The following is a 14216-nucleotide window of genomic DNA, read 5'->3' on the forward strand; positions in this document are numbered from 1 at the left end:
AATGATGAAACTCCTCGCCCGGGCCATCTTGCCCCTCGCTGCCGGTGCCTTCCTGCTGACCGGTTGCACGACCACCCAGCCGGGAACCGCCTCGCCGGTCGGCTCGGAGTCCGCCGCGCCCTCGAGTGAGAACTCGAGTTCGGCCGACCCGGGCAGTGCTTCCACCACCTCCCTGCAGCCGTGCACCTTGCTGACCTCGGCTGACATCAGCGGCTACGCCTCCTCGTTCGAGCCCGCCGACGAGCAGAAGCTCGGGGGTGCCCGGGTCTGCCGGTACCAGCACAAGATCACCGATCCGAGCGAAGAAGGCATGATTCTCAGCGTCGCTATCCGCGACACCGCTCCGCTCGACTCGGTCAACGACACGGGCAACGGGGTGAAGGACCTCCCGGTGAACGGCCGCCCGGCCAAGGAGGCGTCGAGCAACGCGCCGCTGGGCTGCACCGTCGCCCTCGGGGTGGGGGACAAGGCGCGGGTGGACGTGAACGCGACCGGTCTCAAGACCGTCGCCAAGGCCTGCCAGATCGCCGAAGACATGGCGACGAAGATCGTCGAGCCCAAACTGCCCAAGGCGTAAGGGGAGTTCAGATGAGCACGCGACAGGGCGCGCGGCCGCCGAAGACGCCGGACAAGTCGCCGCAGGAAGTGCAGGACATGGCGCCCGCCGAGCGGGACGCCTACCTGCAGCGGAAGGCCGACGAGGGCGTCGACCCGGACAACTGGCTGTTCGGCTGGGTCCAGGACTACATGGCCCGCGCCCAGGCGAAGAACCGGTCGCAGCAAGTGGGCGCCGAGAACGTCAAGAACGCCACCAAGGATCGTGACGTCGAATACGTCGAGGGCCTGCACGCACCGAACGCCGACTACAAGGGCAACGACCACGCCCAGCTGCAGGCGTACCTCCAGAGCAACCTGGACGTCGAGCAGGTGTCCCAGGTCTCGACCGCGTACCACGACGTGCACCAGGTCTTCGACCGGTTCGCGCAGTCGATGACCGCTGCCGTCAACGCCTCGAAAGGCACCTGGGAAGGCACCGCGGCCGAGAACGCGCAGCAGTACTTCACCAGCTTGAGCAAGTGGTCCGACGCCAACTCCCAGAACGCGAAGCTCGCCTCCGAGACCATCTATCAGCAGGGCCAGGCCGCCGCCACGGCGAAGAACTCCATGCCCGCGCCCATCCCCTTCAGCTGGGGCGACGAGTTCAAGTCGTGGGCGACGTCCAACCCGTTCAACCTGCCCGAAAACGTCGACAAGTCCATCCAGAAGCAGAAGGACAGCCAGGCCGCGCACGACGAGGCCGCCAGTGTCATGGCGACCTACGACAAGAACCTCTACGAGGCCGCCTCCAAGCAGCCCGCCTTCGCGCCGCCGCCCAGCTTCAGCACCGGCGGTGGCAGTGACGACCCCGGCGGCACCGGGGACAAGAACGGCATCAACAACCCCTCCAGCGTGAACATGCCGGGCTCGCACCCGGGCACCACGCCGGGCGGCACGGCTCAGGGTTTCGTCTCCGGCAACACCTCCGGGCCGCTCGGCGGCCCGGCCGGGCACACGATCTCCGGGCCCGGCTCGACCACCGGGGCGGGGTTCATGCCGGCGGGCACCACCACGCCGTCCGGCTTCACGCCCAGCTCGGTGCCGGCCGCGTCGACGTCGAACCCGAACCAGCAGTTCGGGGGCATGCCGCCGATGAGCCCGATGCCGATGGGCGGGATGAACTTCGGCGGCGACGAGGCCTACAACTCCAAGGTCGGCGGGGGCGGCGGACGCGGTGGCGGTGGCTTCGGCCCCGGCGGCTCGGGCGCCGGCAACGCGACCGGCGCGGGTGCCGCGTCCGGGGCGGCCCGGCCCGGCGGGATCGGGGCCGCCGAGGCGGCGGCCGGCCGCGGGATGGGCGGGCTCGGCGCGGGCACGGCCGGTCGTGGCGGCATGGGCCCCGGCGGTGGCCTGGCCCGCGGCCAGAAGGGCGAAGGCGACGAGGACACCGAGCACTCGCGCCCGACGTACCTGGTCGAGGGCGATCCCGACGAGGTCTTCGGCACCGACCTGCGGACCGCGCCGCCGGTCATCGGCGAATAAGGCGAACGCGAAAAGGGCCCCCGCACCGCGCGGGGGCCCTTTTCGGTGGAATCAGAAGCGGTAGAACTTCTCCGCGCGGCCCTGCCGCACCAGTTTCAGCCACTGCAGGAACGCCTTCGGGTCCCGCTTCACGCCCACGAAGTACAGTCCGAAGCGGACGATCTCCAGCGCGCCGATCTTCCGCATTCCCGGCTGGGACAACAGGTACCCGCGGTTGCGGTACGTGTAGTAGCGCTTGACCTCGTTCTCCGGGTCCTGCGCGTGGAACTTGCCGCCCAGCATCGGCTTGAACTCGTCCGAGCCGTCCGGGTGCAGGTACTTCGTCTTCAGCGACGTGCCGAACGGCAGGCCCGAGCGGACCAGCCGCCGGTGCAGCTCGACCTCGTCGCCGCGGAAGAACAGGCGCAGGTCCGGCACCCCCACGACGTCCAAAGTGGACGCGCGGAAGAGCGCACCGTTCATCAGGGAGGCGATGCCGGGCAGGAAGTCCACGCCCAGCTCGGACTGCGACCGCTTCCAGGTCAGGCCGCGGCGCAGCGGGAACGCCAGCTTGTCCGGCGCCTCGATGTTGGACACCACCGGCGAAATCTCCGCCAGATCCCGCTTTTCGGCTTCCTCGAGCAGGATCGCGAGGACGTTCTCGTCGGCCGGGCGGCCGTCGTCGTCGGCCAGCCAGATCCAGTCCGCGCCCAGCGACAGCGCGTGCAGCATGCCCAGCGCGAACCCGCCCGCGCCGCCGAGGTTCCGGTGCGAGGGCAGGTACGTGTACGGCAGCGGGTAGTTCTCGACGACTTCGCGCGCCGAGTCGTCCGGCCCGTTGTCCACCACGACCAGGTGGTCGACCGGCCGGGTCTGGGCCGCGATGACCTTCAGCGAGTCCGCCAGCAGCTCGCGCCGGTGCCGCGTGACGACCACGCCGACGACCGCGCCGTCGGGCAGCTGCCGGGTCTCGCTGGCCATCATTCCCCGCCGTTCGTCGTCGCCACCGGCTCGATGCCGAAGCGGTCCAGGGTTTCCTGGCTCATGTTTTCGAAGGGGTCACGCCCCTTGTACGACGTGAGGACGTCTCGCAGCGAGCCGCGTTGCTTCACGTGTCCCTCGTCCATCCACAGGGCCGAGTCGCACAGCTCGAACAGGAACTCGTCCGAGTGGCTGGCGAACACCAGGATGCCCGAGCGCTTCACGAGGTCCTTGAGCCGGTCACGGGCCTTGTTCAGGAACGCCGCGTCGACGGCGCCGATGCCCTCGTCGAGGATCAGGATCTCGGGGTCGATCGAGGTGACGACACCCAGCGCCAGCCGCACGCGCATACCGGTCGAGTACGTCCGCAAGGGCATCTGCAGGTAGTCGCCGAGCTCGGTGAACTCCGCGATGTCGTCGACGCGCTTCTCCATCTCCTTGGCGGTCATGCCGAGGAAGAGGCCGCGGATGATGATGTTCTCCTGGCCCGAGATCTCCGGGTCCATGCCGACGCCGAGGTCGAAGACCGGCGCGATCTTGCCCTCGATCCGCGCGGAACCGCGGGTCGGCTCGTAGATCCCGGCGAGCAGCCGCAGCAGCGTGGACTTGCCGGCGCCGTTGTGCCCGACCAGGCCGACCCGGTCGCCCTCGCGCAGGGAGAGCGTCACGTCGTGCAGGGCTTCGATGATCGGCACCTTGGTCTCGGTGCCGATCTTGCCGCCGACCTTGCCGAGGACCTTCTTCTTCATCGACCGGGTCTTCGCGTCGAAGATCGGGAAGTCGACGAAGGCGTTGTGGACGTCAATGCTGACCATGTGTCACACCCAGTAGGAGACGCGGGCACGGTAGTTGCGCATCGCGACGAGCGCGAGCGCCCAGCCGACGATGGTGATGCAGGCGACGACGATCCAGTTGCCCGGCGTGAACGACTGCCCGAGCAGCGGCGCCCGGACCACCTGCATGAAGTGGTACAGCGGGTTCAGCTGGATGATCGGCAGCACCCAGGAGATGCCTTCGCGCGCCCCGCCGCCGAGGAGCTGGTCCACCGGCCAGACGATCGGGGTGCCGTAGAACAGCAGCTGGATCAGCGAGTTGATGACCTGCGGGATGTCGCGGAAGCGGGTCGAGATGATGCCCAGCAGCAGCGTCACCCAGCCCGCGTTGAGCGCCAGCAGCAGGAAGCCGGGGATGGCCAGCAGGATGTTCCAGCTCAGGCCCGGGTGGCAGAACTGGCCCAGCTCGGGATGGCAGAGCCCGTCCTTCGAGCCCAGCGAGTACGGGTTGTCGAGCGCGCTGAAGAAGATGACCAGCACCACGACGTAGACGATCATGTTGTGCGCCAGCAGCAGCGTCTGCCGCCACACCGTGCGCAGCATGTACACGCTCAGCGGCGCCGGGAGCTGCTTGATCAGCCCCTCGTTCGCGATGAACGTCTCCATGCCCTCGGACAGGCAGCCGCTGATGAAGCCCCACAGGATGAAGCCGGTGGACAGGTAGGGCAGGAACACCTGGATCGGCGAGTGGAACAGCTGCGAGTACAGCAGCCCGAGCCCGAGCGCGATGACCGCCTGGCTGATCGTGATCCAGAAGGGCCCGATCACCGAGCGGCGGTAGCGCTGCTTGATGTCCTGCCAGCCGAGGTGACCCCACAGCTCGCGGGCGCGGAAACCGGCCTTGATGTCGGCGAAGGCACGCGAGAACGTCTTGCTGTCCGACGGCGGCGGAGCCGGCGTCGCCACGGGGGAGTCTGCGGCCTGAACCGTGCTGGTGGCATGCACGTGGACGAGGGTACCGATGGGAGGTGCGGCGGCCTTGGCAGGGCACTGGGGCCGGACCGCCCGCGGCGGGCCACGGGATAGGGTCGGGGACGGACCGCAGCCCCGCAGCGACCCGGAGGTCTCCATGTTCATGCTCGGCGAGCACCCGGTCGGTGCCGACCACCCCCCTCTCGTGATCGCCGAGATCGGGATCAACCACGAGGGCGATCCCAAGAAGGCGCACAAGATGGTCGACGACGCCGCGGACGCCGGCGTCCAGGTCGTCAAGATCCAGACCCACGTGGTCGACGACGAGATGATCCCGAACGACGTCGTGCCCGGCAACGCCGACGAGCCGATCTGGGACATGATGAACCGCGTCGCGCTCACCGCCGAGGACGAGCGCGAGATCAAGGCGCACGCCGAGGAGCGCGGGCTGGTCTTCCTGTCGACGCCGTTCTCGCGCGCGGCCGCCGACCGGCTGGCCGAGCTGGGCGTCGAGGGCTTCAAGATCGGCTCGGGGGAGTGCAACAACTACCCGCTGATCCGGCACGTGGCTTCCTTCGGCAAGCCGGTGATCCTGTCCACCGGGATGAACGACATCGCGTCCATCACCCCGGCCGTCGAGATCCTGCGGGCGGCCGGCGTGGGCTTCGCGCTGCTGCACTGCACGTCGCTGTACCCGACCCCGCCGGAGCAGGTGCGCCTCGGCGCGCTCGCCGAGCTGCACGCGGCCTTCCCGGACGCCGAACTCGGGCTTTCCGACCACACGACCACGATCTACCCGTGCCTGGGTGCGGTCGCGCTCGGCGCGTCCGTGCTCGAGCGGCACTTCACGTCGGACATGAGCTGGCCGGGCCCGGACATCCCGGTCTCGTCGACGCCGGCGGAGTTCAAGCAGCTCGTCGAGGGCTCGCGGCTGATCCACGCGGCCCGTGGCGGCTCGAAGCAGATCCTCGCCGAGGAACAGCCGACGATCGACTTCGCCTACGCCTGCGTCGTCACGACCAAGGACGTCGCCGAGGGCGAGACGCTGACCACGGACAACATCTGGGTCAAGCGCCCGGGCACCGGCGAGATCAAGGCGAAGGACTACGAGAGCCTGCTCGGCCGGGCCGTCACCCGGGCGCTGCCGGCGAACACGCAGGTGAGCTGGGCGGACCTTGGCTGAGACCGGGCGGCGTGAGGTCCTGTTCCTCACCGGGACCCGCGCCGACTTCGGGAAGCTGCGCGACGTCATGCTCGCCGTGCAGCGCAGCCCGGTGCTGTCCGCCCGCATCGTCGTCACCGGCATGCACATGCTGCGCAGCTACGGCTACACCGTGCGCGAGATCGAGCTGGCCGGGCTGCAGCGGCTGCACCTGATCCCGAACCAGATCGAGGACGAGCCGATGGCGCTCGTGCTGGCCAACACCGTCCAGGCGCTGGCCCGGCTGGTGCACGAGGAGCAGCCGGCGGCGATCGTCGTGCACGGCGACCGCGTCGAGGCCCTGGCCGGCGCGATCGTCGGGTCCCTGGCCAACGTGCGGGTCGTGCACATCGAGGGCGGCGAGGTCAGCGGCACGATCGACGACGTCATCCGGCACTCGCTGTCGAAGCACGCCCACGTCCACCTGGTGGCCAACGAGACGGCCCGGCGCCGGCTGCTGCAGCTCGGCGAGGAGGAGGACCGGATCTTCGTCGTGGGCAGCCCCGAGGTCGACGTCCTGACCTCGGCGCGGCTGCCCGACCTCGACGAGGTCTGCCGCCACTACGAGATCCCGTTCACCGACTACGGCCTGCTCGCCCTGCACCCGGTGACGACCGAGCGCGACCAGAACCGGCGCAACGCGGCCGCGGTGGTCGACGCCGTGCTCACCGACGGCAACTGGGTCGTCATCGACCCGAACAACGACGAGGGCTGCCGCGAAATCAGGAGCGAGCTCGACCGGCTCCACGGCCCCCGGTTCGTGCGCCTGCCGTCGATGCGGTTCGAGTACTTCATCACCTTGATGAAGCACGCGGCCGTGGTGCTGGGCAACTCGAGCGCCGGCGTCCGGGAGGCGCCCGTGCTGGGCACGCCGTCGGTCACCGTCGGCACCCGGCAGCGCAACCGGGCGATGGCGCCCAGCGTGCTCACGGTCGAGCCGACCGCGGAGGCCGTCACGGCCGGGATCGGCAAGGCCCGCGCGATGGGCCGGTGCGAGCCGCACACCGAGTTCGGCGAGCCGGGCGCGCACCGCCGGATCATCGACCTGCTGGAAGGCGAGGAGATCTGGCGGCCTTCGCTGTACAAGGCCTTCGTGGACCGCTAACCGGAGACGTGTTGCTCGGCCAGCACCAGGTCCGCCGCGGAGTCGATGTCGATCGCGCGCTCGACCGGCACGAACTGGGGCCGCACCTCGGGGATGAAGAACCGTTCGTGCCGGCGGAGGTCGCCGGCGCGGACCAGGTAGATGCCGCCGGTGGGCCGCAGCACGACGGGCAGCGTCTGCCGGGGAGCTTCGAGGTCGGCCCAGTCCCGGACCGGGGCGATCCCGCCGTCCGGCGTCTCCAGGCACACCTTCAGCGGGTGGTGGTCGGTCGCCCGGCACATCTGCACCACGGAACCGGTGGGCCGGTCCGCGTGGATGTCGAGGCACTCGGCGATGTCGTCGGCCGTCCGCAGCGGCGAAGTGGGCTGGAGCAGGACGATGAGGGTCGAATCCGGGACGCCGAGGGTGTCGATGGCGTGGGTGACCGCGGGCAGGGTCCGGCTCGTCGCCTCCGCGAGGTGGGGCGGCCGTTCGACGGTCCGGGCGCCCTCCGCCTCGGCTGCGGCGGCGATGGCGGCGTCGTCGGTGGTGACGACGACGTCGGCGATCCCGGCGGAAACGGCGGTGAACACGGTGTGCGCGACCAGCGGCCGGCCCCGGAAAGGCGCCAGGTTCTTGCCCGGCAGCCCCACGGAGCCGCCCCTCGCCGGGACGATGGCCAGCGCGGTCACAGGGGACCCCTTCCGGGTATCGACGGTGGTCTGTCGGCTATTGTCCGTCTGCTCGGCTGCCGCCCGACGGCGGCCCCGGTCACCGATGCCATGGGGGAGCGATGAATCGGACTCAGTTCGCGGACGAAGCTTCCGAACGGCTCGACGACAGTGCCCGCATGCTCCGTGACCTCCTGCTGTCCTACGCCCGCGGCCAGCGCGTCGAGACCATCGCCGTGGTCGGGAACGCCCCGATGGCCCCCGACGCCGGGCGCGCCGCGCTGATCGACGGCAGCGACCTGGTCATCCGGATGACGACGTTCGCACTGGACGAGCCGGACGCCGAGCCCGCCTACGGCCACCGCACGGACGTCGTGGTGGTGCACCGCGGGGTCGTCGTCTCGCCGTACACGTTCGCGGACTACACCTCGCGTCTCTACCTGCTGGCCGAGCCGGGTCGGCTGTTCTGGGAGCCCGAGACGCTGCCCGACTGGTGGCCGGCGGACCTGGGGTTCGTGCCGATCCCGAACCGGCGGTTCGTGCTGCCGCTGTCCCGGCTGCTCGGGCTTTCGGCGGACGAGCACGTCTGGGCCACCACCGGCACCCTGGTGACGTACATGTGCCAGGAGCTGTTCCCCGAGGCCGTGGTCCGCCTGACCGGGGTGTCGATCATCGAACGACCCGACCAGACCGACTTCGAGCACGCCTGGGGCAGCAAGGTCGGCGTGACGGCGGAACACCGGCTGCACGCGGAATCCCGGCTGCTGAGCACTTGGCGTGACTCCGGAAGAATCGAGATCCTACAGTGAGTGACATTCACGGGGTGGTTTCGCGGGCGAAAGAGCTCGCCCGCGTGGCGGGGCGGCCGGTGGTCGCGAAGCTGCGGCCGCGGATCGAGAACATCGCGCTGGACCGGATCCGGCCCGAGCTCGACGCGCTGCGCTCGGACATCGGCGCGCTGCGGCACGACGTCGAACGCGCCACCAAGGAGCTCGACGGGCACGTGAAGTGGCTCTACGACGAGCAGCGCCGGCTGGCGCCCCACCTCGCCGCCCTGGAAGCGCGCATCGCGGCCTTCGAGCGGCCGGGCTCGGTGGCCCGGATGGCGGAGCGCCTCGAGTACTCGCCGGACGAGGCCGAGGAGGTCCGCGCCGAGCACGCCCGCATCCGCGCGCGCCTGGCCGCGATCTCCAAGTACGAAGAGCGGCTGGCCCGCCTCGAGGAGGACGTCGCGGCCAGACGTGAGGTGACCGGCTGAGCACAGCCGCAGCCGCGCCGCCCGCCGCGTCCCGGCGGGCGCGTCCGGCGTGGCTGCTGGCCCTGCTCCCGCTGGCGCTGACGGTCGTCTGGACGGGCCTGAACCACGACGTCCGGTTCGTGCTCGGCACGCTGCAGACGGCCGGGCGCGCGGGCCTGTCGCCGTCCGAAGTCTTCGTGCACCGGCCGATGGCGTACCGGCTGGTGCTCGCGCTCGGTGACGCCGGGGGCGCGCTGCCGGTCCCCGTCCGCGAAGCCGTCGTGCGGGTGCTGGCGCTGGTCGCCGTGCTGCTGGTGTCGCTCCTGCTGCGCGCGGGCCTGCTGCGCTACCGCCCGGCCCCGGAGGCGACGGCCGTCGCCGCGGCCACGGGTGTCGCGCTGGCGCTGGCCCCGAACTGGGACTTCCTGCAGCCGGAGTGGCTGGCCGCGGTGTTCGCGGCCGGCGCCGTCGGAGCGGCGCTCCGGATCCGGCAGCCGGTGCCGGCGGCTCTCCTCGGCGGCGTGTTGCTGGCCCTGACCGTGCTGGTCAAGTACACGACGGCGCCCACGGCGCTGGTCGCGCTCGGCGTCGTCGCGGTGCTCGACCGGCGCCGCGCGCTGCTCACCGGCTTGCTCGGCGCGCCGGTCTGCCTCGGCCTGTTCGGGCTGACGGTCCTGATCGAGCCGCGGGAGTGGCGGTGGTTCGGCGAGCTGTCCACGCTCAACGGGGCGAGCCCGCTCAGCCGCGGCTTCGCTTCGAGCGACGTGCGGGCGCTCGTCTCGACGGTGTTGAACGAGGCTTTGGCCGTCCCGATGGTGGCCCTGCTCCCGGTGAGCGTCGCCGTGCTGGCGCGGCTGTCGCCGGGACGGCGGGCGCGGCTGGCGTGGCTGCTTCTGCCCGCGGCGGTGGTCGTCGTCGTGCTGGCGGCCGTGGTGCTGCAGGGGCAGTGGTTCCAGTACCACCTCGCGGCCCTGGCGCCGTTCGCCGCCGCCCTCGGCGGGCTGGCGCTGGCCCGCTGGTCGGCCGAGCACGGCGGGCCACCCCGGGCCCTGGTGTTGCTCGCGGTGGTGTTCGGCGTCGGGATCCCGATCGTTTCGGCGGCGTCGACCGAGTGGCGCCTGGCGCACGGCACGCCCGTCTACGCGGTCTTGGTGGCGCTGGTCGTCGTGGGTGTGCTCGTCGCGCTGAAGGATCGTGGCCGGAGTTGGCCGGTCTTGGCGGCGATCAGCGCGGTGGCGGTGTTCGCGGTGCCGGTGTGGCCGAGCGCGCCCTACTCGTTCGACGCGATCCACGCCGACTACACGAACTCCGAGCGTGCCGCGGCGGCCCGCACCGACGAGCGGCTGTTCGCCCCGGTCCGCACGCAGATCGGCGCGGACGCGCGGGTGGTGTACCTGGCGTTCGGCGACATGGCGTACTTCTTCGGCAACCCGACGGCGTGCCGCTACCCGGCGCCCGTGTTCGTGCAGCGCGGCACGTACATCCCGGCGGTGCGCGGGCTGGAGAGCTACCGGGAGAACCTGGCGTGCCTGGAGCAGGCGGACGCGGAATACCTGGTGGTGCAGCCGTCCTGGCTGGCGGTGGACCGCCTGCCGCCCGACGTGGCGGCGGTCGTGCGGAGCCGGTTCGACTGCGACCGGGCGTGGCCGGCGGGCGAGCTGACGGTCTGCCCACGACGTTGAGGACCGGAGCTGTCCGCGATCGTTCCTAGGGTCGCAGCATGACTTCCGAGCTCACGCCGTTCCGCGTCGACATCCCCCAGACCGACCTCGACGACCTCCGCACGCGGCTGGCGAACACCCGCTGGCCCGACCAGCCGGCGGACACGGGCTGGCGCCTCGGGGCTCCGGTGGACTACGTGCGCGAGCTGGCCGAGTACTGGCGCACGGGCTTCGACTGGCGGGCGCAGGAGGCGAGGATCAACGGGTTCCCGCAGGCCACGACCGTGATCGACGGGACGCAGGTGCACTTCCTGCACGTGGTCTCCCCGGAGCCGGCGGCGCCCCCGGTGCTGCTGACGCACGGCTGGCCGGGCTCGATCGTCGAGTTCCTGGACGTCATCGGCCCGCTGACCGACCCCCGCGCGTACGGCGGCGACCCGGCGGACGCGCTGACGGTGGTGGCGCCCTCGATCCCGGGCTACGGCTTTTCGGGCCCGACGTCGTCCCCGGACTGGGACCCGGCTCGCATCGCGCGGGCGTTCGCGGAGCTGATGACCCGCCTCGGCTACCCGCGGTTCGGAGCGCACGGCAGCGACTGGGGAGCAACGATCTCCCGCTCGCTGGCCACCCAGTTCCCGGAGCGGGTGCGGGGCATCCACGTGACGATGCTGGCGTCGGCGGTGGCACGCAGCGAAGCCGACCTCGAGGGGCTGGCGGGGGACGAGCTGGAGAAGGGAAAGCGCTCGCTGGCGAAGGGGACGAAGTTTTCCCGCGAGGGCACGGCCTACGCGATGCTGCAGGCGACGAAGCCGCAGACGCTGGCGTACGGCCTGCACGATTCACCGGCCGGCCAGCTGGCGTGGATCGCGGAGAAGTTCCGGTCGTTTTCCCACGCGACGGAGGATCTGATCGACCGGGACGACCTGCTGGCGGACGTGTCGATCTACTGGTTCACGGAGACGGCGAACTCGTCGGCTCGCCTGTACGCGGCTGGCGGCTGGGGAGCGCCGGCCCCGGAGAACACGGTCCCGACGGGGGTGGCGGTGTTCCCGGACGACATCGGCTATCCGGTCCGGACGCTGGCCGAGCGGACGGACAAGATCGTCCACTGGACGGAGTTCGCCCGCGGAGGGCACTTCCCGGGGTTGGAGGAACCGGACGCGCTGATCAGCGACATCCGGGCGTTCTTCCGGTCATTGCGCCGAGGCGGGCGGAGCCAGAACACCCCCGCCCTCGGCGGTTTCTAGGGGTGGTTGCCTCGTGCCCGGGAGGGGATAGAGATCGTGCCCCAGGTTGGGTTTCCCGCTGTGCCGGTCGGCCTGGCAGACCGTTGACCGCTGAGCGGGTGGCCTTCTTTGGCCCGGTGGAAGCAGAGGCAGGCAGGGAAGCGGGCCGGCGGGTCGGGGCCGACGACCGGACCGCGAAACGCTGGCGCGCTGGCCCAGGTAGCGGCGGTGCCGGTGGCGTCGGCCGAGGTGTCCTCGCGGTTCTTGAGTGTGGCGGAGCGGATCCGGATTGCCTACCGGGTCCGCCGGCCAGGACCTCGCTGCGGATGATCGCGGTTGAGCTCGGCCGACCGGTGTCCAGCCCCCCAAACCAGAGTTGTCCACAGGGGTTGTCCACAGGGGTTGTCCACATCCCCCTCGGTCTGTGGACAACCCCCGCGAAAGCCCTCAGAGGTACTGACCCGTCCCCGAAATCCCCGGCCCGTGCTCATGCCCCGGCCCGCCGATCCCACCGGAAGACCCGGCCGGCAGCCCCCGCCGCATCTGCTCCAGCTGGACCCGCGCCGCCATCTGCTGGGCGAACAGCGCCGTCTGGATTCCGCTGAACAGCCCCTCCAGCCACCCCACCAGCTGGGCCTGCGCGATCCGCAGCTCCGCGTCCGAAGGCGTCGAGTCGTCCGTGAACGGCCGGACCAGCCGCTCCAGCTCGTCCTGCAGCTCCGGCGCCAGGGCCTTCTCCAGCTCGCGGATCGACGTCTGGTGGATCTCGCGCACCCGCGTGCGGGACGCGTCGTCCAGCGGGGCCGCGCGGACCTCCTCGAGGAGCTGCTTGATCATCGTGCCGATGCGCATCACCTTCGCCGGCTCTTCGACGAGGTCGCCCACCGACTCGGGGTGGTCGCCGTCGGGGGCGGGGGCTCCCACCGGGGTGCCGTCCGGTCCGACGACCACCACGTGGGGTGAAGAATCCTGGCCCGGGTCACCCGCTGTGAAGTTCGGCTCGGTCATGTGCTCCATCCTGGCTTGCCTTCGACACGCTCCGCGACACCCACGGGGTGTCCGTCTCCGAGCGTAGCCGCAAACCGGGTTCCCGGTGGCTCTCCACCCAACCCCGGACGCACGGCGAAACCGCACGTCCGTACGGTGTCCCCATGGCGTTCGACGTCGCTCGTATCCGTGGGCTCTTTCCCGCGCTGGGTGACGGCTGGATTCACTTCGACGGCGCCGCCGGAATGCTGGTACCGGAACAGGTCGCTTCGGCCGTTTCCACGGCGATGCGTGCCCCGGTGTCCGGGCCGGGCGGAGCGTTTCCGGCCTCACAACGCGCGGAAAGCATCGTTACCGCGGCCCGCCGGGCCGTGGCCGACCTGGTCGGGGCCGACCCGGCTGCCGTCGTGCTCGGGCCGAGTGCGCCCGTCATGCTGCGCCGGCTCGTCGACGCGCTCGCCGAGCGCTGGACCATCGGCGACGAACTCGTCGTGTCCCGGCTCGACGAGCAGGCGAACCTCGCGCCCTGGCAGCGCGCCGCCAAGCGCGTCGGTGCCGTCGTGCGCTGGGGCGAGATCGACATCGAAACCTGTGAGCTGCCCGCGTGGCAGTACGAGCAGCTCGTGTCCGCGCGCACCAAGGCCGTCGCCGTCACGCTCGCGTCCGGCTCCGTCGGGACGCGGCCGGACGTGCCGACCATCATCGAGTTCGCCAAGCGGGTCGGTGCGCTCGTCGTCGTCGACGCCACCTACGCCGCGCCCTTCCTGCCGCTCGACATCAACGCCCTCGGCGCCGACGTCATGGTCGTGTCCGCGCAGGCGTGGGGCGGCCCGTCCGTCGGCGCGCTCGTCTTCCGCGACCCCGAGCTGATCGAACGGATCCCGCCGGCGTCGCTCGACCCGATGGCCCGCGGCGCCGCCCGCCTGGAACTCGGCCCGCACGCCTACCCGCTGCTGGCCGGCCTGATCGCGTCGATCGACTACCTCGCCGGCCTCGACGACGCCGCCACCGGCTCGCGGCGCGAGCGGCTGGTCACCTCGCTCGGATCGGCGAAGTCCTACCACGCCGGGCTGCTCGCGCAGCTGTCGACGGACCTGCTGTCGCTGCGGCACATCATGGTCATCGGCAACGCCATGCGCCGGATCCCCGCGCTCGCCTTCGCCGTCGCCGGCAAGAAAGCGCCCGAGGTCGCCGAATACCTGGCGAAACAGGGCTTGTGCGCCTTCGCCGACGACGGCACGAGCGGCGTCTTCGCGTCACTCGGCGTCGGAGAAGTGGGCGGCGCCGTGCGGATCGGGCTCGCCCACTACTCCAACGTCTTCGAGATCAACCAGCTCGTGCGCGTCCTCGATGAACTACGCTGAC

General features: G+C 71.0%; 14 protein-coding genes. 9 read left to right on the forward strand and 5 right to left on the reverse strand.

Annotation, left to right across the window (positions count from 1 at the left end; genetic code table 11):
* Window position 1 precedes the first annotated feature (1 nt).
* Together AB0J55_RS09365 and AB0J55_RS09370 are read left to right on the forward strand one after the other, a co-directional pair.
* The gene (locus AB0J55_RS09365; RefSeq protein ID WP_364245069.1) at window positions 2–577 is read left to right on the forward strand and encodes a DUF3558 domain-containing protein; all 576 of its coding nucleotides are present in this window, start codon (window positions 2–4) and stop codon (window positions 575–577) included.
* Between the two features lie 11 nt (window positions 578–588).
* Entirely contained in the window at window positions 589–2079 is a 1491-nt protein-coding gene (locus AB0J55_RS09370) for a hypothetical protein (protein WP_364245071.1), read from the forward strand.
* A 51-nt stretch (window positions 2080–2130) separates the two neighbouring features.
* On the opposite strand, the gene AB0J55_RS09375 is transcribed toward AB0J55_RS09370, so the two are convergent.
* Genes AB0J55_RS09375 through AB0J55_RS09385 form a run of 3 tightly spaced genes read right to left on the reverse strand, consistent with a single transcriptional unit; the run spans window position 2131 to window position 4817 of the window.
* Window positions 2131–3039, reverse strand: coding sequence for a glycosyltransferase family 2 protein (locus AB0J55_RS09375; RefSeq protein WP_364245074.1), 909 nt, complete (start codon window positions 3037–3039; stop codon window positions 2131–2133).
* Complete coding sequence (locus tag AB0J55_RS09380; protein ID WP_004560760.1) at window positions 3039–3854, reverse strand: ABC transporter ATP-binding protein; 816 nt, start codon at window positions 3852–3854, stop codon at window positions 3039–3041. Before AB0J55_RS09380 ends, AB0J55_RS09375 begins: the two co-directional genes overlap by 1 nt.
* A 3-nt stretch (window positions 3855–3857) precedes the next feature.
* Complete coding sequence (locus AB0J55_RS09385) at window positions 3858–4817, reverse strand: ABC transporter permease (protein ID WP_364245077.1); 960 nt, start codon at window positions 4815–4817, stop codon at window positions 3858–3860.
* 124 nt (window positions 4818–4941) lie between these two features.
* Between AB0J55_RS09385 and AB0J55_RS09390 the strand changes: the two genes are divergently transcribed.
* Both AB0J55_RS09390 and neuC read left to right on the forward strand, forming a co-directional pair.
* On the forward strand, window positions 4942–5967 hold the full coding sequence (locus AB0J55_RS09390) for an N-acetylneuraminate synthase family protein (RefSeq protein ID WP_364245080.1): 1026 nt from the start codon (window positions 4942–4944) through the stop codon (window positions 5965–5967).
* Window positions 5960–7090 (forward strand): UDP-N-acetylglucosamine 2-epimerase, encoded by a 1131-nt coding sequence (neuC, locus tag AB0J55_RS09395; RefSeq protein WP_364245083.1) that lies wholly within the window; start codon window positions 5960–5962, stop codon window positions 7088–7090. Before AB0J55_RS09390 ends, neuC begins: the two co-directional genes overlap by 8 nt.
* On the opposite strand, the gene AB0J55_RS09400 is transcribed toward neuC, so the two are convergent.
* On the reverse strand, window positions 7087–7761 hold the full coding sequence (locus tag AB0J55_RS09400) for an acylneuraminate cytidylyltransferase family protein (protein ID WP_364245086.1): 675 nt from the start codon (window positions 7759–7761) through the stop codon (window positions 7087–7089). The two genes, neuC and AB0J55_RS09400, sit on opposite strands and share 4 nt — an antisense overlap.
* 158 nt (window positions 7762–7919) lie before the next feature.
* Here AB0J55_RS09400 and AB0J55_RS09405 point away from each other — a divergent pair, with 158 nt between their 5' ends.
* The 4 genes from AB0J55_RS09405 to AB0J55_RS09420 all read left to right on the forward strand — a co-directional run bounded on the left by AB0J55_RS09405 (window position 7920) and on the right by AB0J55_RS09420 (window position 11885).
* Window positions 7920–8549 (forward strand): hypothetical protein, encoded by a 630-nt coding sequence (locus AB0J55_RS09405; protein ID WP_364245088.1) that lies wholly within the window; start codon window positions 7920–7922, stop codon window positions 8547–8549.
* The gene (locus AB0J55_RS09410) at window positions 8546–8998 is read left to right on the forward strand and encodes a hypothetical protein (protein ID WP_364245091.1); all 453 of its coding nucleotides are present in this window, start codon (window positions 8546–8548) and stop codon (window positions 8996–8998) included. Before AB0J55_RS09405 ends, AB0J55_RS09410 begins: the two co-directional genes overlap by 4 nt.
* A 119-nt stretch (window positions 8999–9117) precedes the next feature.
* Window positions 9118–10659 (forward strand): hypothetical protein, encoded by a 1542-nt coding sequence (locus tag AB0J55_RS09415; RefSeq protein WP_364245094.1) that lies wholly within the window; start codon window positions 9118–9120, stop codon window positions 10657–10659.
* A 38-nt stretch (window positions 10660–10697) separates the two neighbouring features.
* The gene (locus tag AB0J55_RS09420) at window positions 10698–11885 is read left to right on the forward strand and encodes an epoxide hydrolase family protein (protein ID WP_364245097.1); all 1188 of its coding nucleotides are present in this window, start codon (window positions 10698–10700) and stop codon (window positions 11883–11885) included.
* A 426-nt stretch (window positions 11886–12311) separates the two neighbouring features.
* On the opposite strand, the gene AB0J55_RS09425 is transcribed toward AB0J55_RS09420, so the two are convergent.
* Window positions 12312–12881 (reverse strand): bacterial proteasome activator family protein, encoded by a 570-nt coding sequence (locus AB0J55_RS09425; RefSeq protein ID WP_364245100.1) that lies wholly within the window; start codon window positions 12879–12881, stop codon window positions 12312–12314.
* 134 nt (window positions 12882–13015) lie between these two features.
* On the opposite strand from AB0J55_RS09425, the gene AB0J55_RS09430 reads away from it, so the two are divergent.
* Complete coding sequence (locus AB0J55_RS09430) at window positions 13016–14215, forward strand: cysteine desulfurase-like protein (protein ID WP_364245103.1); 1200 nt, start codon at window positions 13016–13018, stop codon at window positions 14213–14215.
* Window position 14216: the final 1 nt, after the last annotated feature.

This window comes from Amycolatopsis sp. NPDC049688 (assembly GCF_040674975.1).
Lineage (GTDB): Bacteria > Actinomycetota > Actinomycetes > Mycobacteriales > Pseudonocardiaceae > Amycolatopsis.

Coding starts and splice junctions, on each gene's coding strand:
- AB0J55_RS09420 (WP_364245097.1), top strand. CDS start 10,698: ATGACTTCCGAGCTCACGCCGTTCCGCGTCGACATCCCCCAGACCGAC.
- AB0J55_RS09370 (WP_364245071.1), top strand. CDS start 589: ATGAGCACGCGACAGGGCGCGCGGCCGCCGAAGACGCCGGACAAGTCG.
- AB0J55_RS09390 (WP_364245080.1), top strand. CDS start 4,942: ATGTTCATGCTCGGCGAGCACCCGGTCGGTGCCGACCACCCCCCTCTC.
- AB0J55_RS09375 (WP_364245074.1), bottom strand. CDS start 3,039: ATGGCCAGCGAGACCCGGCAGCTGCCCGACGGCGCGGTCGTCGGCGTG.
- AB0J55_RS09425 (WP_364245100.1), bottom strand. CDS start 12,881: ATGGAGCACATGACCGAGCCGAACTTCACAGCGGGTGACCCGGGCCAG.
- AB0J55_RS09430 (WP_364245103.1), top strand. CDS start 13,016: ATGGCGTTCGACGTCGCTCGTATCCGTGGGCTCTTTCCCGCGCTGGGT.
- AB0J55_RS09405 (WP_364245088.1), top strand. CDS start 7,920: ATGCTCCGTGACCTCCTGCTGTCCTACGCCCGCGGCCAGCGCGTCGAG.
- AB0J55_RS09365 (WP_364245069.1), top strand. CDS start 2: ATGATGAAACTCCTCGCCCGGGCCATCTTGCCCCTCGCTGCCGGTGCC.
- AB0J55_RS09380 (WP_004560760.1), bottom strand. CDS start 3,854: ATGGTCAGCATTGACGTCCACAACGCCTTCGTCGACTTCCCGATCTTC.